The 17,532-nt window shown below is 55.8% G+C and carries 15 protein-coding genes; 10 read left to right on the top strand and 5 right to left on the bottom strand.

Annotation, left to right across the window (positions count from 1 at the left end; translation table 11 throughout):
* Window positions 1-4 precede the first annotated feature (4 nt).
* Both FEE96_RS08460 and FEE96_RS08455 read left to right on the top strand, forming a co-directional pair.
* Complete coding sequence (locus FEE96_RS08460; protein WP_138162576.1) at window positions 5-1,078, top strand: branched-chain amino acid ABC transporter permease; 1,074 nt, start codon at window positions 5-7, stop codon at window positions 1,076-1,078.
* Window positions 1,075-1,926, top strand: a complete 852-nt coding sequence (locus tag FEE96_RS08455; RefSeq protein ID WP_138162575.1) for an alpha/beta fold hydrolase — start codon at window positions 1,075-1,077, stop codon at window positions 1,924-1,926. Before FEE96_RS08460 ends, FEE96_RS08455 begins: the two co-directional genes overlap by 4 nt.
* Before the next feature lie 31 nt (window positions 1,927-1,957).
* Here the strand turns inward: FEE96_RS08455 and FEE96_RS08450 are convergent, their stop codons facing one another.
* Window positions 1,958-2,686, bottom strand: coding sequence for a response regulator transcription factor (locus FEE96_RS08450; protein WP_171021656.1), 729 nt, complete (start codon window positions 2,684-2,686; stop codon window positions 1,958-1,960).
* Here FEE96_RS08450 and FEE96_RS08445 point away from each other — a divergent pair.
* The 8 genes from FEE96_RS08445 to FEE96_RS08410 all read left to right on the top strand — a co-directional run bounded on the left by FEE96_RS08445 (window position 2,675) and on the right by FEE96_RS08410 (window position 14,775).
* Window positions 2,675-4,972 (top strand): hybrid sensor histidine kinase/response regulator, encoded by a 2,298-nt coding sequence (locus FEE96_RS08445; RefSeq protein WP_138162573.1) that lies wholly within the window; start codon window positions 2,675-2,677, stop codon window positions 4,970-4,972. The genes FEE96_RS08450 and FEE96_RS08445 overlap by 12 nt on opposite strands.
* 297 nt (window positions 4,973-5,269) lie before the next feature.
* Complete coding sequence (locus FEE96_RS08440; protein ID WP_138162572.1) at window positions 5,270-6,346, top strand: cytochrome-c peroxidase; 1,077 nt, start codon at window positions 5,270-5,272, stop codon at window positions 6,344-6,346.
* 12 nt (window positions 6,347-6,358) lie between these two features.
* Window positions 6,359-7,480 carry a cytochrome-c peroxidase gene (locus tag FEE96_RS08435; RefSeq protein ID WP_138162571.1) on the top strand — a complete coding sequence of 374 codons (1,122 nt, stop codon included), beginning with the start codon at window positions 6,359-6,361 and terminating at the stop codon, window positions 7,478-7,480.
* Between the two features lie 14 nt (window positions 7,481-7,494).
* A complete protein-coding gene (locus FEE96_RS08430) occupies window positions 7,495-8,082 on the top strand; it encodes an arsenate reductase (azurin) small subunit (RefSeq protein WP_138162570.1) in 588 nt (195 codons plus the stop codon).
* 12 nt (window positions 8,083-8,094) lie between these two features.
* The gene (locus tag FEE96_RS08425) at window positions 8,095-10,770 is read left to right on the top strand and encodes an arsenate reductase (azurin) large subunit (RefSeq protein ID WP_138162569.1); all 2,676 of its coding nucleotides are present in this window, start codon (window positions 8,095-8,097) and stop codon (window positions 10,768-10,770) included.
* Between the two features lie 70 nt (window positions 10,771-10,840).
* A complete protein-coding gene (locus tag FEE96_RS08420; RefSeq protein ID WP_171021655.1) occupies window positions 10,841-12,925 on the top strand; it encodes a HEAT repeat domain-containing protein in 2,085 nt (694 codons plus the stop codon).
* 34 nt (window positions 12,926-12,959) lie between these two features.
* Complete coding sequence (locus tag FEE96_RS08415; protein ID WP_138162567.1) at window positions 12,960-14,237, top strand: molybdopterin molybdotransferase MoeA; 1,278 nt, start codon at window positions 12,960-12,962, stop codon at window positions 14,235-14,237.
* Between the two features lie 13 nt (window positions 14,238-14,250).
* Window positions 14,251-14,775: a DUF2478 domain-containing protein gene (locus FEE96_RS08410; protein WP_138162623.1), complete on the top strand. Its 525-nt coding sequence runs from the start codon at window positions 14,251-14,253 to the stop codon at window positions 14,773-14,775.
* A 7-nt stretch (window positions 14,776-14,782) separates the two neighbouring features.
* Here FEE96_RS08410 and FEE96_RS08405 read toward each other — a convergent pair whose 3' ends face one another.
* The 4 genes from FEE96_RS08405 to FEE96_RS08390 form a co-directional block, all read right to left on the bottom strand.
* Window positions 14,783-15,916 carry a M56 family metallopeptidase gene (locus tag FEE96_RS08405; protein WP_138162622.1) on the bottom strand — a complete coding sequence of 378 codons (1,134 nt, stop codon included), beginning with the start codon at window positions 15,914-15,916 and terminating at the stop codon, window positions 14,783-14,785.
* Window positions 15,906-16,301 (bottom strand): BlaI/MecI/CopY family transcriptional regulator, encoded by a 396-nt coding sequence (locus FEE96_RS08400; protein WP_138162566.1) that lies wholly within the window; start codon window positions 16,299-16,301, stop codon window positions 15,906-15,908. The genes FEE96_RS08405 and FEE96_RS08400 overlap by 11 nt, the downstream gene beginning before the upstream one ends.
* Before the next feature lie 146 nt (window positions 16,302-16,447).
* Complete coding sequence (locus FEE96_RS08395; protein WP_138162565.1) at window positions 16,448-16,726, bottom strand: DUF2160 domain-containing protein; 279 nt, start codon at window positions 16,724-16,726, stop codon at window positions 16,448-16,450.
* A complete protein-coding gene (locus tag FEE96_RS08390) occupies window positions 16,726-17,523 on the bottom strand; it encodes a carbohydrate ABC transporter permease (protein ID WP_138162564.1) in 798 nt (265 codons plus the stop codon). Before FEE96_RS08390 ends, FEE96_RS08395 begins: the two co-directional genes overlap by 1 nt.
* Window positions 17,524-17,532: the final 9 nt, after the last annotated feature.

Below are 17,532 nucleotides of genomic sequence, written 5' to 3'. Positions count from 1 at the left end.
TGCTATGACTGAACAAAACTCCACCGGTGCCCTGATTGTGAAGATCACTGTACTGACCATTGGCGCAGCATTGTTGTTTGCTCCGTTCCTGTTTCAGGACGTGCGCTCGCTAGAAGTTGCAGCGCGGATCTGCGTGTTTGTGGTGCTGGTTGCCAGCTATGATCTGTTGATCGGCTATACCGGCATCGTGTCATTTGCTCATACGATGTTCTTTGGCTTTGGGGCTTATGGTGCTGCAATTGCGTTGAAACAGATGGGACCGGGCTGGGATGCAGTGATGGTTGGTGGACTGGCTGGAATGCTGGTCTCGCTCGTCGTAGCTGTCGCCATCGGTTTGCTATCCTTGCGGGTCAAAGCAATCTTTTTCGCGATGATCACGCTGGCTGTTGCCTCGGTAGTGTTGGTCCTGGCCTCGCAGCTCTCTGACTTCACCGGCGGGGAAGATGGCATTACCTATCGCGCCCCACAGCTGTTCAAGACCGCCACCAAGCTGGCAGTGGATGAGGATGGCAAGGTGTTGCGGCTGTTTGGGGTCAAACTGAACGGCAAGCTGGCGGCCTATTACTTTGTCTTCGCAACGTCTCTGGCGTTGTTTGTACTGATGTTCCGACTGGTTGGATCACCACTGGGGACTGTGCTCAAAGCGATCCGGGAAAATGAAGCGCGCGCCGAAGCCATCGGGTATCGGGTCGTATCATACCGGACCTTTGTGTTCTGCATCGCAGCTCTTGCGGCGTCGCTGGCCGGCACAATCTACGCCATTTGGCTGAAATACACCGGGCCGGATACCATGCTCAGCTTTTCGATCATGATCGATATCCTGCTGATGGTGGTGATTGGTGGCATGGGCACTATGTGGGGGGCGGTGATTGGGGCGGTTCTGATGGTGCTTGCTCAGTACTATCTGCGTGACCTGATGGGCGCTGCGGCTGAAGCCACATCTAACCTTCCCATCCTGCCGGAGCTGTTGAATCCAGATCGCTGGCTGCTCTGGCTGGGGATCATTTTCATTTTGTTGGTTTACTTCTTTCCACGTGGAATTGCCGGAACGATCATGCAGAAAGGGATTGCCAAATGACGGCTCCACGATTTTCCCTGGTCAAAACCGCGAGCCATGAACTGCATGTCACCGAATGGGGCGATTCTGACAACTCACCTTTGGTGATGTGGCATGGCCTGGCACGGACGGGGCGCGATTTTGACGAACTGGCCGCAGCCCTGTCTGATGAGTATTTTGTAATTTGCCCGGATACGATTGGCCGTGGGTTGTCCAGTTGGGCGTCGAAGTTTGAAACTGCCTATCGCATAGATACCTATGCAGATCATGCGGTCGCTTTATTGGACCACTATCAAATGGACCGTGCCGCATGGGTCGGGACATCAATGGGTGGCTTGATTGGAATGCATCTGGCTGCGGGGGCCTCTGCAGACCGATTGTCTTGCCTTATCATCAATGACATCGGTCCCGAAGTCCCCCAAGCGGCCACAGACCGGATCATCCGCTATGCCGCTGATTTGCCTGAGTTCGATCAGCTTTCTGAGGCGGAGGCATGGCTGCGTAACACCTACGCACCGTTTGGGCCTGCTGATGATGCATTCTGGCGGCGGATGACCCGGTCGTCTGTGCGGCGGACAGGCCAAGGCAGGTTTACGCTGCATTATGACCCCGAAATTATCCGGCAGTTTGCGACGTATTTGGACGACCTGTCCACTTGGGACAACTACAAGAAAATCAAACTGCCATGCCATGTTATTCGAGGCGAGAACTCGGACCTGCTGACCCCAGACATTCTTGCCAGAATGCAGAAAGAAGGTCCCAAACCCGGGGCAACAGAGTTTGCAGGTTTTGGCCATGCGCCTACATTGTCACGAAAGGCCGACATTCAACTTGTCAGACGCCTGTTGACAGACTTGCAGCTGGATTAATCTGATTGGGCCAAGAAACGCATCAAAGCAACTATGGAGCAATTTTGACTACGGTTTCGGCCAGCTTATAGCCTGCACCGTGAACCGTCAGAATAACACTGGTCTCATTGTCCTGTACTAATAACTTGCGCCGAAGGCGCGCGATGTGAGCATCGATAGCCCGGTCTGTCGCAGTCACAGAGTTACCATAGACCAAATCCATGATCCGATCTCGTGTCAGGACATCTCCGGCGGCTTCGGCCAAGGCCTTGGCCAGGGCAAACTCGGTGCTGGTCAGGCCCAGATCCGCGCTATCTGACATCCGCCGCGCTGTGGACTTCAGGGTGTCCAGTTCAATGTCATCAAACCGCAACCAACGGACCGCTGCATCACTGGCGTCAATTTCTGTGGTTGGGTCGACCTTGCGACGGAGAACCGAACGGACACGCGCCAGTAACTCCCGCGGTTCATAGGGTTTGGTCATATAGTCATCAGCGCCAATTTCCAGACCGATGATTTTGTCAAAAACATCATCGCGACCAGTTAGCATGATGATTGGTACATCTGACGTTTTGCGAATTTTGCGCGCGACCTCTAACCCATCATCGTCCGGCAGGTTCAGGTCTAAAACAATCAAATCAAAGTCATGTTTTTGCATTTCGCGAAACACCAGCCCGGCAGTGCTGGCTGTTGAGGCACGATACCCGTGCTTCCTGAAAAAGCGTTCTAAGAACGCGGTCAGCTGGCTGTCGTCATCTACGACCAGAACATGTTCTGTCACGCTGGCTCTCCAAATTTGATTTGCCTGATAGCGACCCTTGCAGGTGCTGACAATGATGCCCATGACTATTTCATGAACTCTGATCCCTATTCCACCCGTCTGATCTGGCCGCGTTTGATTGCTGTGGCTGCACTTGCATTGATTGCTGTGACTGTTTTGCTGGGCGTCGCCCTTGGGATAAAGACCCGTCAGCAGTTTCGGGAGATCGATTCCAGTTGGACGGAATATTCCGGAGGGGCAGAACGAAAAGGAATTCTGATCAGCTCCCTGCGTGAACATTTGGGTTACGGCGGCATCATCCATAATTTCAAGAACTACGTCCTGCGACAGGATCCGGTTTACCTGACCCAAACTCAGGCGCAGATCGACCAGTTCTACGTGGTGGTCGAGGAGTTTAAACAGCTACAACTGAGTGAGCATGAACGCGCAGCCTTGGCGACTATTCTGGGCACTATTCGAGTGTATCAGGCCCGGTTGGAGATTGCACAGCAGGCTACAGCCGAAGGCTGGGATGTCGCCCAAACAGACCAGTTGGTGCAGGTTGATGATACAGCTGCAATTGGCGCATTGGCGACGTTGGAACAGATTTGGAATGACATTCAAACCGCGTCCAGCCGACGTATTGTGGCGGCGGTGGACGAGGGTCAACAATTGATCCTGATTGGTTTCATGTCTGTGTTGGCACTTGCACTGACCGCACTGGTTATCGCTGGTATGATTTATCTGTTGGTTCAGTACCTGCGCGGGGCCGTGTCACAGCTGGCGCTGGAATTACGAGAACGTCGTCGCCTGCAACGGTCCGAATCTCAACTCGCGACCGCAGTTGAGCAAAGTCCGGCGACGATCGTGGTCACCGATACCGATGCGCGAATTCAATATGTGAATAAGAAATTTGAAACCCTGTCAGGTTGGCGTCGCGATGAGGTGATAGGTGAAACACCTGCCTTTTTGCAATCGGGTCGAACCTCAGCCGCCAATTACGAATTGCTGCGCCAGCGATTGCTAGAGGGCAAAAGCTGGACCGGGGTGTTCTTGAACCGAAAGAAGGACGGTTCTGAATACTGGGTTGAAACCACAATTCTGCCACTGGTTGCCGCTGATGGAACCATTCAGAACTTTATAGCATCAGGGGAGGACATCACTGAAAAACGCCATGCCCGTGATCAGGTGATTCAGGCTCAAAAACTGGAAGCGGTCGGGCAGTTGTCGGGTGGTATTGCCCACGATTTCAACAATATTCTGACTACGATTATTGGGGCCTCTCACCTGGCTGCGCTTGATGCTGATGATGGCAGCGACCTTGCGGGTGAAATCGAGCATATCGACATTGCGGCCCGTCGGGCGCAAAATCTAGTGCGTGAGTTGCTGACGTTTGCCCGGCGTGAACCGGGCCAGCCGCAAGCGGTGGACCTCAGTGAGATCGTAAGCGAAGTCTCCCGGTTGCTGCGCGCTTCGATGCCTCCGATGATCCGGCTGCGCTGTGACACCTCCGGGCCGCTGGCTGTGCTGGGCGACCCTACCCATTTGCATCAGATCCTGATGAACCTCTGTCGCAACGCAAGTGAGGCCATTGGGGCAGAAGATGGAACAATTGAGATTGGATTTGCCGCCAGCAACCCACCACAGGGTTTTGCTCCGCGTGATGATGGCTGGGTGCTGCTAACAGTGCGCGATGATGGTCCCGGCATGAGCGAAGGCACCCGTGCACGTCTGTTTGAACCGTTCTTCACCACGAAACCTTTGGGAAAAGGTGCCGGGCTTGGGTTGGCTGTTGTCTATGGCTTGGTTGAAGAAATTGGCGGCCAAATCACAGTTGAGAGCACCCGGGGGCAGGGCACGTGTTTCTCAGTTTTGCTGCCCGCGAGTTCGGAACAGGCATTGACCGAGGAACGCGACCGACCTGAGCTGCCGCGCGGGCATGAAACCATTATGCTGGTTGATGATGATATGGAAATTGCGGGAACGCTCCGTCGTATCTTGCTAAGGCTTGGATACCGGGTCGAAGCCTTCACTTCACCGCTGGTGGCGTTGGAGCGCATACGTCAGTGGCCTGATCGGTTTGATGTCATTTTGTCGGATCTGATGATGCCGGATTTGAGTGGAGAGGCGCTGGTGACAGAAATCCGTGGATTGCGACCGAACATTCCGGTTTTGTTTTGTTCAGGATACAAACCCGACACCATTGTGGTGCCTGGTGAACAGCCCGAAGTGTTGGATAAACCTGTGGATCCGGCCACCCTGGCCAAAAAGCTCCGTCACTTGTTAGACAGTATCAGCGCCGAATAGGGCTTTCCTCTGGATTGGAGCTTTTAACGCTGTGACATCGCGTAATAGATCCCTTCGTCACATCTCGTCACAACTGCGCATATCTCGTCACACTGCCCACAACATCTTGGGGGGGCTGTTCCGTTACATTTGCGGCGAGCAGCCCTGACAGCCACTCCGAATCTCCGGTTTCAATGGTCACCAAGGCAGTTCACTTGCCGGGACCACAAAGCAAATTACCTCCCGGTTGAATAAATGTAGTCGCCTTCAGCCGGAACATTTCCTCCTGCAGGCACGAAACCGGGAGAGGACAAGTCCATGTTGCTACGAACCCTACTTGCCGGCGCGCTGTTGACCAGCGGTGCCGCGTGGGCCCAAGAGGCGGTCACGCCACTGGATCCATTGGAGGTGAACCCGGCGCAGGCGGAGCTGGGGAAGAGACTTTTTTATGATACCCGCTTGTCAGGTGACACCAGCCTGTCGTGTTCCAGCTGCCACCAGGCCGATAAGGCCTTTACCGATGGCGAGGCCCTATCACAGGCCTATACCGGTGGTGCCCATTTCCGGAATGCGCCTACTCTGGCCAACACCGGCTATCGCGCGGCTTGGCTGCATGACGGCAAGCTGGGGACCAACCTGAACGATGTTGCCCGAGAGATGATTACCGAAACCCATATGATGAACATGGATATGCGCATCATGCAGGAACGGTTGAAGCAAGATGTAGTCTATGTCGAAATGTTCGATGCAGCCGGTTACGGAGAACCCTCCAACGGTGGGGCGCGGAATGCGCTGCAGGCATTTCTGAAAACCATCGTGTCGCGTAACGCACCCGTGGATACCGGCGAGATGTCCGCTGCCGCACAAAGGGGGCAGGGTATTTTTGAAGGCAAGGGGCAGTGTTCAACCTGTCACGCGGGCGAACGGTTCACCGACGACCAGCCTCATAACACCGGAGTGCCAAACAACCCCGACATCTGGAATGATCCTGAACGTCACTCGGTGTTTGTGTCTTACGCCAAGTTCATGGGGGTCGAAAACTACATGAACATCCGCGAAGATCTGGGCGCATATGTCCGCACCCACAGGGAAGAAACCAAGCGGACCTTCCTGACACCCAGTCTGCGCGAACTGACCTACACCGCGCCCTATATGCACAATGGTATGATCGAGACGCTGGAAGAGGTGGTGGACTTCTATGACGCCGGTGGCGGCGAAGATGTCAACAAAAGCGCCATCCTGAAACCTCTTGGCCTGAAGCCGAGCGAGAAGGGCGATCTGGTTGCCTTCCTGGAGGCGCTGAGTGGCGACAGCTTTGAGACCGAGGCCTACGTCTGGCCGGGAGATGACTTCGATTACCAACTGATCGAAGACTGGCGCAACGTGAACAACTAAGGAGGCAAGGATATGAAACGCATTACCCCACTTATTGCAGGCCTTGCCGTGCTGAGCGCGTCTACTGCGCTGGCAAGTGACCGCCCCGCAGAACTCGAGGCACTGGGCCCGCCACCAATCCCGGCAGACAATCCGATGACCCCGGAAAAGATCGCGCTGGGCGAAAAGCTGTTCTTTGACCCGATCCTGTCGGGCAATTATTCGATGCCCTGTTCGGCATGCCACTTGCCAGACGCAGGTTGGGCCATTCAGGACAAAATCAGCTTTGGGTATCCGGGCACCACGCACTGGCGTAACAGCCAGACGATTGTGAACTCGGCCTACTATGGCAAACTGTTCTGGGCCGGTGCTTCCGGTTCACTGGAACATCAGGCTCGATCTGCAGCCCGAGGTGGCGTTGCTGGCAATGGCGAAGACGACATGATGGAGGCCCGTCTGGCCTTTGTGCCAGAATACCGCGAAGCCTTTGCGGAGGTGTTTGGTGATGACTGGCCCAACATCCGTCACGCCTATGATGCGATTGCTGCTTATCAGCGGACCATTGTGCAAACAGATACCCCGTTCGACAACTATATGCGTGGTGACGATGCGGCGCTGACCGAGCAGCAGTTGCGCGGTTTGGATGTCTTCACCGGCAAAGGTAATTGTGTCTCGTGTCACAGCGGCCCGATGTTGACCAACGAGGCCTATTATAACCTTGGCGTGCCGCCATTCGACGGCTGGGAAGACGATCCAATCGCGCAGATCACTTACCGCTTTGAGCTCTATGCTAAAGGGTCAACTGAAGAGATGTACCGGACCACCAAGGATGATCCGGGTCTGTATTTCCGTACTAAGCAAAGCACCGACAAAGGTAAGTTCCGTGTGCCGTCGCTGCGTTACACGCAATACACCTATCCCTACATGCACAATGGCATGCTGGAGACGCTGCGCGATGTTGTGGAGTTCTACAACGATGGTGGTGGCGAGAACGAGTTCTCCAAAAACAAATCCGATCTGATCCAGCCCTTGGGCCTGTCAGACGGTGAAATGGACGACCTCGTAGCCTTCCTCGAAAGCCTGTCGGGCGAAGAACTTCTGCCAGCAGAACCTGAAATCCCTGTGATGCAGCCGCTTCCTGCGGCCTCGAACTGAAAGGAGATCTGAGAATGACTGTACTCGATCCCAAAATCGCTGCCGCAATCAACGGTGAAAACGGTGAAGCTGCCAAGGCAGGCACCCGCAAATGTCTGATGAACCGGCGTCAGGTCCTGCTGTCCGGTGGCATTGCAACCTCAATGGTCATGGTTGGTATTCCTGGTGCCCCAGAGGCCCAGACCCCGGCGGTGATCTCAACTTACCCCCGTAAGTTCATCGCCAAACTGAGCGAGTTGAAGACCGATGAACCCTTCGACTTTGAATATCCGGACGAAGGTCAATACGCGGAATCCATCCTTGTCAAACTTGGCAAAGAAGCCGGAGGCGGCATTGGTTCGGACAAGGACGTTGTGGCCTTCAACTATACTTGCACCCACCAGGGTGGTCCGCTGCAGGGCACCTATAAAGCGGCCGACAAGGCGCTGGGACCGTGCCCGCTGCACCTGACAACGTTTGATCTGACACGGCACGGGATCTTTATCTCCGGCCAAGCCTATCAATCGTTGCCGCAGGTGCTCTTGGAAGTGGATGGCGACGACATTTACGCCGTCGGCATGTTTGGCCTGATCTATGGCCGCTTTGACAATCTTCAGGCGTAAGGAGGTACACCAATGTCTACACCATATTATGTACCAGAAGAATCTATCCCACTGCCGCCACCAGACGCCGAGATTATCTCGACTGCGTGTGACTACTGTGTCGTAGCCTGTGGCTACAAAGTCTATCGCTGGCCGGTGCGCGGGGGCCACATGGGTGGTCCGCTGGCGGATCAGAACGCCTTTGGCGAGGATTTTCCAGTGTCGCCACTGGGCCCATGGGTCGCTCCAAACCAGCACAACATCGTGCTGCACAACGGCGAACCCCACCATGTGGTCATCATTCCCGACAAGGATACCGAGTTCGTCAATTATAGCGGCAACTCGTCGATCCGTGGCGGTGCACTGGCGAAAAAAGTCTATAACCCACAGACCCCAACTCGCGACCGGCTTAAGTCGCCGATGGTTCGGATGTTTGGTGTGTTGATGCCTGTTACCTGGGATTTCGCGTTGGATATTGCCGCCGCTGTTGGTCTCGATGTTCTGAAGAAACACGGCACCAATGCCTACGGTGTTAAAACGTTCTCCTATGGCTACATGGAGAACACCTACGCGATCACCAAATATGCGCTGGGCAATATTCGGACCGCAAACTTCACCTTCCACGATACCCCGTCAGACGTATCGTCGACACCGGGTTTCCGGGATGCAGGGTTTGATAACTTTGGCCCCAGCTATGATGACTGGGCCGAGGCCGATACGCTGTTGATGTGTGGCACCGACCCCTACGAGTCGAAAACCATTCTCTATACCGACTACATCATGCCGGCCATTCAGAACGGGCAAAAGGCGATCTTCATGCTGCCACGCAGTACCGGTGGTGTTGCCTTTGCTGAAAAGCACGGTGGCATGTTGCTGGATATCCAGCCCGGTACCGATTTGCCGGTAGTTCTGGCGATTGCCCGGGTTATCGTCGAAAACGGTTGGCAGGACGACGAATGGATTAAAAACTGGGTCAACAACAAATGGGAAAGCTCATCAGGCTTTGGCCAGGGGACACGGAACACCCCGTGGCAGTGGCGCACAACCTGGGGCAAATTCCAGACTAAGGGGTTTGACGACTGGAAAGAATGGCTGCTGGCGCAGGACTACTCGGTGCCTGAAAAAGCTGCCGAGATAGCCCAGATCGACGTGCAGAAAATCTACACCGCTGCCGAATGGATGGCCAAACCCAAAGCCGATGGGACACGCCCAAAAACGTCGATCATGATCGAAAAGGGCTTCTACTGGTCCAACAACACCGGCAACACTCAGGCGATTTCCGCGCTGGGCATTGCCTGTGGCTGTGGTGGTCGTCCGGGTCAGGTGATCGGCCGGGCTGGTGGCCACCAGCGTGGTGGTCTACGTGGCGGTGGGTATCCCCGCAACAAGTCGCCTGAAAAACTGCCGGGACGTCGCCGTCGCGCGATGGATACCGACCGGTATTTCATGTCGGGACACACCCGGTTTGCCCATGTCATCGGCACCACCTGGGTGCAGGCGATGTGTGGGACCCAGTCTCTGCAGGCCAAGTTCGAAGAGTTGACAGTCCGTAACCCACATCAGGTGACCAGCTTTGACAAGCAGGACATCATCGACACGCTGGTCAAGCGCGCTGACAGTGGTGGCACCGTGGTGGTGAACCAGGACATCTATCTGGTTGACCCAATTGGCGCGCGCTATGCCGATATCGTGTTCCCGGCTTCGGGGTGGGGGGAAGAGAACTTTACCCGCGCCAACGGTGAACGCCGGATCCGTCTGTATCCCAAGTTCTACGATGCACCGGGTGAGGCGAAACCGGATTGGTGGATCATTGCACAGCTGTCGCAGAAAATGGGCTTTGAAGGGTTCGATTGGACCAATTCCAACGAGGTCCTCGAAGAAGGGGCCCGCCACAGTCGTGGCTCACGCAAAGACTTCAACATGGTCAAGATCGCGGCACACCGCGAAGGCAAGACCCTGCATGAAAAACTGGGAGAGTTTGGGACTAATGGCATCCAGGGGCCGGTGCTGATGCGCGCTGATGGCTCGCTGGAAGGCACCAAGCGTCTGCACGATGTGAACCGGGTTCTCCCAGCTGAGGGACCTGTAGGGAGCAACGTCTTTAACAAGAAGCTGACTCATTTCAACAGTCAGACCGGCAAGTGCAACATTCAGAAGGCGCCATGGGATCTGTTTGCATCCTATTGGGAGTGGCTGAAACCGCGTGAAGGCGAGCTTTGGATCTCGTCGGGTCGTATCAATGAACGCTGGCAGTCGGGTTACGATGACCGCCGCCGTCCGTACATTGTGCAGCGCTGGCCGGAAAACTGGATCGAGATCCATCCAAAAGTGGCCGAAGCACAGGGCATTGAAAGTGGTGACTATGTGCAGGTCTACTCGGACCGGATCCCAGTGCAGACTGATACCATCGTGGGGGTCGAAGGGGATGATTTCGATTTTGCTTCCCTGCTTAAGAATGGCCATATCGAGCTGACAAATGCCTCGATCACTGCGGTGGCGATTGTCACCCCTGCGGTTAAGGAAAACCTTGGCTATATGGACTTCCTGCACACCTCTCAGCCAGCCAATGCGCTGTCGGGGCGGGTCGTGGATTGGATCAGCGGCAACTACAACTTCAAGATGGGTGTCGGCAAAGTGCGTAAAATGGGTGAAAGCCCCTACAAGCACCAGTTCCGGTCCATGTCTTTTGCCCGGCGTGACATCGCCTAAGTAGCTGATCTCCGGCGACACCCCGTCGCCGGAGATCCCCTAATTCCTGACGAAAGATATGAGGCACCCCATGCTGGCCGATCCGATCCGAACCACAGACATCACGTCCGCAATCTTGCCTCATGTTCAAAGTGAAAATGAGGTGATCCGATGTGCCGCAGTGCGGGCCTTGGGTCGCAATGGTCAAGATGACCCGCGCAGCCGCGAGGTGCTCCTGGAACTGATCCGCGACGGGGATCCGGACATTCGCAGCGACGCCATCGAGGCGTTGGCTCCGTTGGCACAGGCCAAAGATGTCGACATGATCCTGGAGTCTCTGCAAGCTGATCCCGTGCGCGAGGTCAAGCTTGCTGCGATCCAGATTTTGGTGGCATTGAAGGACACCAAATGTATCCCGCAATTGCGGGCACTGGCGCTTAGCAAATGTGAAGACAGCGTTGTCTGGGAGGATGAGATCGCTGATTGGGACGACTGGATGGATATCCAGATCGCTGCGATCAACGCTCTGGGCACATTGGGTGCAAGTGATAGCATTGATGATTTGCTGGCGGCGTTGAATGACGAAATGGGCCAGACGCTGGACATCCCGGTGTTCCGGGCATTGGCGCAGTTGGGACAACAAGGTCTGGTCTGGCTGCTGGCCACGGTTGAGGCTGGCAAAGGTTTGGCGCGAAAACGTGCGGCGGACGCATTGGCTGATGTGGACCCGGACCTGTTGCGCCCCCATCTTGATCGATTGACCGGAGCCGACGATGTGGCGTTGCGGTTGTTGGGCTTGTCGCTGTTATCTGCTGATGATCCAAAGGCCGAACAACTAACGCTGCAAGATGTTTCACAAGATCTGCGCCTAGCAGGGCTGGTCCAATTTGCCCAATCTCGCCCTGAATGGGTGATTGCTGCCCTGGCGGACCCGTCAGAGAGAGTACAGGCGACGGCGTTGGAACAGTTGGAATTGCCACTGCCCGACTACCTGCACGATATGTTGGTAGATAATATTCTGGCTTGGCTGCTGAATGGCGGTGCGGTTTTGACCCCAGCGGCAGCAACCTTGCTCCCCAAAGTCGCGCCACAGCGCGCGGCGGGACCGTTGAATGCGCTGGCGAGTGATGCGGACCGTCCCATCGAAGCTCGATTGGCGGCTATTCGTGGTCTTGGCGGCATAGGTGGTCCAGCAATGTCCGAGATCTTGGGCGAATTGCTTGCAGATCGCAGTCAGCAGGTGCGGCTGGTGGCTCTGCACGAGATCAAAGCGCTGGCACAGGCCGGTGATCACACTGCTTTGGACATTCTGGTGCACGCAATTGGAGGCACCCAATTGGATGAAGAGGACAAAGTGCAGGTTCTGAATCTCGGGGTGGCACCGGATGTTGGCACGCCCAAAGAGGACGCACCCTCAAACCTTCGTATCAGCGAAGAGGGTGAGATCCTGCAAGAGGATCCTGCTGAGAGTGATGTTCCTGCTACCGGATCAACTCTGGCTGCATTACAGTTTGTTACCCCCGAGGCAGAGGCACAGGCTGCGAAATCCAAGCCCAAGGGTAAGAAAAATCGAGTCGCAATTGAAGGACCAGACGCTGTTGGTGAAGACCTGAGCTGTGCTGCAATCGAGGCCGCGCGAGCGTTGGGATCTGTGCGGGTTGCCGCGGCGGTGGCGTCACAGATCACCGCATCATCAGATCGTATTCGCATAGCCTCATGGCGGGCATTGACCACTGGCTTCCCAAGTTGTTTCGAGGCGGCGCAGGCTGCTCCAATGGCATTGTGTGATGCTTCACCCGAGGTGCGTCGCGAGGCCTTGAAGGTACTGATTTTGGCCGATCAGTTGGATAGGTACCTGCTTCAGGCGCTGGAAGATCAAGATGCATTGGTGCGGGCGGATGCGGTTGCCCAGCTGAGTGATGAACGTTTGCTCCCATTTATATCAGATACAGCTGTGTCCGTGCGTCATGCCGCCCTATCCACAGCCTTGGACAGTGGTGATAAAAACCTGTCAGCACAGGCCATTGCTCAGGTCTTTTCCGCTGGGCGCGTGGATACCCTTGCATGGGCACTGAAACGGTCTGACGACATGCAGGCTGAAGCAGTGCGCCGGTTAAATACTGGCGAGGAGGGCCGTGCCAATTTCATCATATTGGACGCTTTGGCGGCCAGCTGACATCAACCCGACAGCAAAAGGAACATCACAGCCAATGACCATCATGCAACCCCTAGAGACCGCAGGATGCGGCTGTGATGCTCTTGATTTACCGCAGGGCCTGACTTCCATCGCCGATGCTCTTGACCTGATTACGGACTGGGTTGCGCCGCTGCCCGATACGGATTGTGTTGCTCTGGATCAGGTGCAGGGGCGCATTCTTGCGCAGGCTGTTACCGCGCAGACGCTGACACCACCCTTCGACAATTCAGCGATGGATGGCTACGCGGTGAGATCTGCTGATTTTAGCGGGCCAGCACCTTGGCGGCTTAAGGTTACAACCTGTGTTCGGGCAGGCAGTCCGTTGGAGACATCTGTGATGCCGGGAGAGGCGGTTCAGCTGTTCACCGGCGCGCCACTGCCGCTGGGTGCAGATGCGGTGGTGATGCAGGAAAATGTGACCCGCATTGGGGATCACATCACCCTTACCATCCGTCCTAAACCCAAGGCCAACATTCGGTTTGCCGGGGAAGACATGGCACCAGGCCAGCAGATCATAACATCCGGTCAAAGGTTGGGCGCGCCAGAAGTCGCCGTTTTGGCAGCTGCTGGGTGCAGTACCGTTCTGGCCCAACGGCGACCACGGGTGGCGATCCTGACGACCGGAGACGAGGTGCGCGCACCGGGTACAGATCTGGATGTATCCGCAATCTGGGATGTAAACGCGCCTATGTTGACTGCTGCCATCCGCTCTTCTGGCGGGGAGGTTGTGCAGGTTCATCAAGGCGGTGATAGCCTGCCTGCGCTGCGCGATACACTGGCTAGGCTGGCACACCAGGTGGATATGATTGTCACGACCGGTGGCATCTCTGTTGGCGCTGCAGATTTCGTGAAGCCAGCAATTGAGCAGCTGAGTGGCAAGATGGCGTTTTCCGGCGTTGCGATCAAGCCCGGCAAGCCCGTGTCTTTTGGAAAAATCGGGTCCGCCTACTGGTTGGGGTTGCCGGGCAATCCGGTCTCGGCATTTGTTACCTGGACGCTGTTTGGCAGCCGGTTGATGAACGGATTGAGCAAGGGCACGACACGAAAATCGAAACGACGCCATGTTGTGACCGCTGCTCCACTTCGCCACCGAACCGGGCGTTGCGAGTTGCGTTTGGCCACCCTATCTGGCTTTGACGGTTTGGGACGTGAAGTGGTGAGTTGTCCGGCGGACACCCAATCGGCCCGCGTATCGCGCCTAACCGGGGCAGATGGGCTGGTTTTTATTCCTGCTGACACTGACTCCATCCCAGAGGGCGGGTTGGTCGAATTTATGCCCTTCAAGTACTAAGGAAAACCTGATGATGAAGATCGCCTATACAATGGCCTCTGGGCGCGGTGACACTGATTTACTGCTGGCTGAGGTGGCGAAAGACCTGCAGGCGCAGGGGATCAAAACCTGTGGCACTGTGCAGATCAACACAGACCGCGCCGACAGCCACCGCTGCGACATGGATGTGCAGGTATTACCGGATGGGCCGATAATCCGCATTTCGCAGTCACTGGGCAAAGAGGCGCGCGGGTGTCGTCTGGATCCAAGCGCACTGGAAACCGCCATCGTTATGGCAAGCACCGGGCTGGTCAACGGCGCTGAGATTCTGATCGTCAACAAATTTGGCAAACACGAAGCTGAAGGGCGCGGGTTTCGCGACTTGATTGCCGAGGCGCTGGCTTTGGGTATTCCTGTGCTGGTCGGGACCAACGCGATGAACAGGGCAGCGTTCGAAGAGTTCACAGGCGGCGCAGCCGTGGCCTTGCCACCTGTGGCCAGTCAGTTGCTGTCGTGGGTGCGGGCGCCGGGTCTCGATGAAGTCGAATTGGCCAGCTAAGAGCTGATCAATCGAGTGTTACCACAAATCCGCCCTGAAAGGCGCTGGCGCCATCAGAGCTGCGACTGTTCATGCGTTCAAGGTTTACGATGGTCGACAGCATCAAACGGTCGTGGCTCCAGTCACGGGGGCGCTGCATTAGTAGGGTTGTTGCCAGCACGGCACCGACCAGAAGCACTGAAAGCATCGCCCAGCTGTTGCTGTGTTCGCCTTGAAACTGTTTTGCCGTCACCGCCAAAATGCGCTGCTCCAGGGTGGCGCTGCGGCGGGTTTCACGACGATCCACGAGTGCTACGGCTGGGCTTTGCCGGGTGAAAAAGACGCGATCTTGAGCGGCCATTGCACAGGCGCGGATCAGGCATTCACAGTAAGCGCGTGCGTCAAAATGAGGCCGCGCCATCAGCGCTTGATCACAGGCGTGTTCACGCAGGGTACGCACTTCACTGCGCCACAGGTAAAAGGCCGGGTTCCAAAACAGGATGGGCCGCAGGGTTTCCAGTAGAAACTCACATTCAATGTCGCGTTGGCGGAAATGTTGGAGTTCGTGGGCCACCGTCAGCCGCAAGTCTCGGCTGTCGTTTAAGAGAGACGAAGGCAAGACCACATACAGATTGAACACTCCTCGCGTGGAATAGGCCACCGAGGCGGTGTCACTGAAGCAAAGCTGAACCCGTCCGATCTGTTTCCATAAGAAGGCTCCACGCAGGCTGCGCTGCAGACGCCAAACGGAGGTAATGACATGCAGAGTACAAAGCCCGGCACCAAAGAAAAAGACCAGGGCCAGTGCTTGGGTCCAAGGGAGCTGCTGGGTGAGCAGGTTACGCACCAGATCTTCACGCAGGCCCAGGATGGCTTCAAAATGGCTGGCGCTCATGCTGACATGGCCCTGCAAATATTGCGATACCAACAGATCGGAGATATTTGGCGGATGCGGTACAACCCAAGTGGTGAAAGCCAATGCAAGCAAAGGGGAGGCGATTAGCAACACCGTCAGGCGATTGAGCAGTTTTAACTGAGGAAGAAACGCATTGCCCAGACCTCTGCGCATCAGCAATCGCCGCAATCCAAGCCAGATCGCTGCACCGCCAAGCAGAAGTAAATTCAGGTCGATATAGGCGTTTAAAAGAGCCTCAGCTTGCATTGTCCCCCAACCTTTCATTCAAGAGCGCCCGCATCTCCACGAGCATATCGTCGGTCACCTCTTCATCGTCGACCAGACGCGCCACCAGCGCAGCAGGGGTGTCATTGAAGAGTTTGCTCGAAAGGTTTTTGAGTGTTGTTTTTTGATAGTCTGCCTTGGGGACCGCAGCCCGGTAGATCAGCGAGCGGTCAAGGCGCTCACTGGCCAGAAACCCTTTTTGCTCCATGATTTTGAGCACTGTCGCCACAGAGGTATAGGCGCGTTCCTGGACTTTGTTCAGTTCAGCCAAGATGTCACGCACAGTACCACCACCTGTTGCCCAGACCACGGTCATGAATTCGAGTTCAACCTCGGTCAGAAGCGAATTGTCCTGCTTTTTTCGCATAGGGTCTGGTGTCCGGTCCGTTTTTTTGTGGTTTCGCCATCTTAGGCAGGGGAGTTGTGTTTGAAAACTAAATTATTAGAGGATGGTTTGTTGTGAAGGATCTGGGAACGACTTTGCCCCAGATCCGGCGTTGCGTACAGGTTGGGTTAGACCTTGCGAAAGCAGAAGACCCCCCACCCAATTGACAGAACCAAGGGTCCCCACAATGGCATTCCGAACAGCCCCAGCCAAGCCAGGAAGATATAGCTGGTGCCGAGCAGGCTGATGAATAGCCGGTCGCCGCGGGTGGTGGTGAGCCCCAGCACACCTTTGCGTTCGTCGCCGCCAGGGGTGCGGATTTCGAGCAGGATCAGCACGCCGATCGCAGAGAATATACCGATAAAGACCAGTGCTGTGGGCCAGGTCCAGGCCATCCATGAAAGCATTATACTCTCCCCATCGCGAAACCCTTCGCGATATAGTTACGGACAAAGTAGATCACGATTGCGCCCGGAATGATTGTCAGTGTACCCGCCGCCGCCAGCAGGCCCAACTCGTAGCCGGCACTGGAGGCAGTTTTGGTCATGATGGCCGCGATGGGCTTGGCTGCGACTGCGGTCAGCGTCTTGGCCAGCAGCAATTCCACCCATGAGAACATGAAGCAGAAAAAGGCGGCAACGCCGACGCCGGCCTTGATCGAGGGGATAAAGATGGTGGCAAAGAAGCGTGGAAAGGAATAGCCGTCCACATAGGCCGTTTCGTCCAGCTCTTTTGGTACGCCGCCCATAAATCCTTCGAGGATCCAGACTGACAGTGGGATGTTGAACAGGCAGTGGGCCAGTGCAACCGCCAGATAGGTGTCGAACATTTCAAACGCCGAGTAGAGCTGGAAGAAGGGCAGGGCAAACACCGCCGCCGGTGCCATGCGGTTTGTCAGCAACCAGAAGAACAGCTGCTTGTCACCCAGAAAGCGGTAGCGACTGAACGCATAGGCGGCTGGCAGCGCCACGGTGATCGAAATCACCGTGTTCAGGGTCACATAAGAGATCGAGTTGATATAGCCCCAGTACCAGGTCGGATCGGTGAAAATCACCTTGTAGTTTTCCAGCGTGAAAGTCTGTGGGAACAGAGAGAACCCACCCAGGATCTCGTTTGTGGTCTTAAAGCTCATCGCGACCAGCCAGTAGATTGGCAGCAGCAGGAACAGGATGTAAATGATTGGGACGATGGATCGTTTTTTCATCTCCACGGT

This window comes from Parasedimentitalea maritima (genome assembly GCF_005771405.1).
GTDB classification, from domain to species: domain Bacteria; phylum Pseudomonadota; class Alphaproteobacteria; order Rhodobacterales; family Rhodobacteraceae; genus Parasedimentitalea; species Parasedimentitalea maritima.
The sequence above is the reverse complement of the archived record's forward strand: the minus strand, read 5'-3'. Positions and strand labels throughout refer to the sequence as shown.

Excerpts from the sequence above, each read along its gene's own strand:
- FEE96_RS08460 (WP_138162576.1), top strand. The coding sequence starts at position 5 with ATGACTGAACAAAACTCCACCGGTGCCCTGATTGTGAAGATCACTGTA.
- FEE96_RS08455 (WP_138162575.1), top strand. The coding sequence starts at position 1,075 with ATGACGGCTCCACGATTTTCCCTGGTCAAAACCGCGAGCCATGAACTG.
- FEE96_RS08445 (WP_138162573.1), top strand. The coding sequence starts at position 2,675 with ATGTTCTGTCACGCTGGCTCTCCAAATTTGATTTGCCTGATAGCGACC.
- FEE96_RS08440 (WP_138162572.1), top strand. The coding sequence starts at position 5,270 with ATGTTGCTACGAACCCTACTTGCCGGCGCGCTGTTGACCAGCGGTGCC.
- FEE96_RS08435 (WP_138162571.1), top strand. The coding sequence starts at position 6,359 with ATGAAACGCATTACCCCACTTATTGCAGGCCTTGCCGTGCTGAGCGCG.
- FEE96_RS08430 (WP_138162570.1), top strand. The coding sequence starts at position 7,495 with ATGACTGTACTCGATCCCAAAATCGCTGCCGCAATCAACGGTGAAAAC.
- FEE96_RS08425 (WP_138162569.1), top strand. The coding sequence starts at position 8,095 with ATGTCTACACCATATTATGTACCAGAAGAATCTATCCCACTGCCGCCA.
- FEE96_RS08420 (WP_171021655.1), top strand. The coding sequence starts at position 10,841 with ATGCTGGCCGATCCGATCCGAACCACAGACATCACGTCCGCAATCTTG.
- FEE96_RS08415 (WP_138162567.1), top strand. The coding sequence starts at position 12,960 with ATGACCATCATGCAACCCCTAGAGACCGCAGGATGCGGCTGTGATGCT.
- FEE96_RS08410 (WP_138162623.1), top strand. The coding sequence starts at position 14,251 with ATGAAGATCGCCTATACAATGGCCTCTGGGCGCGGTGACACTGATTTA.
- FEE96_RS08405 (WP_138162622.1), bottom strand. The coding sequence starts at position 15,916 with ATGCAAGCTGAGGCTCTTTTAAACGCCTATATCGACCTGAATTTACTT.
- FEE96_RS08400 (WP_138162566.1), bottom strand. The coding sequence starts at position 16,301 with ATGCGAAAAAAGCAGGACAATTCGCTTCTGACCGAGGTTGAACTCGAA.
- FEE96_RS08395 (WP_138162565.1), bottom strand. The coding sequence starts at position 16,726 with ATGCTTTCATGGATGGCCTGGACCTGGCCCACAGCACTGGTCTTTATC.
- FEE96_RS08390 (WP_138162564.1), bottom strand. The coding sequence starts at position 17,523 with ATGAAAAAACGATCCATCGTCCCAATCATTTACATCCTGTTCCTGCTG.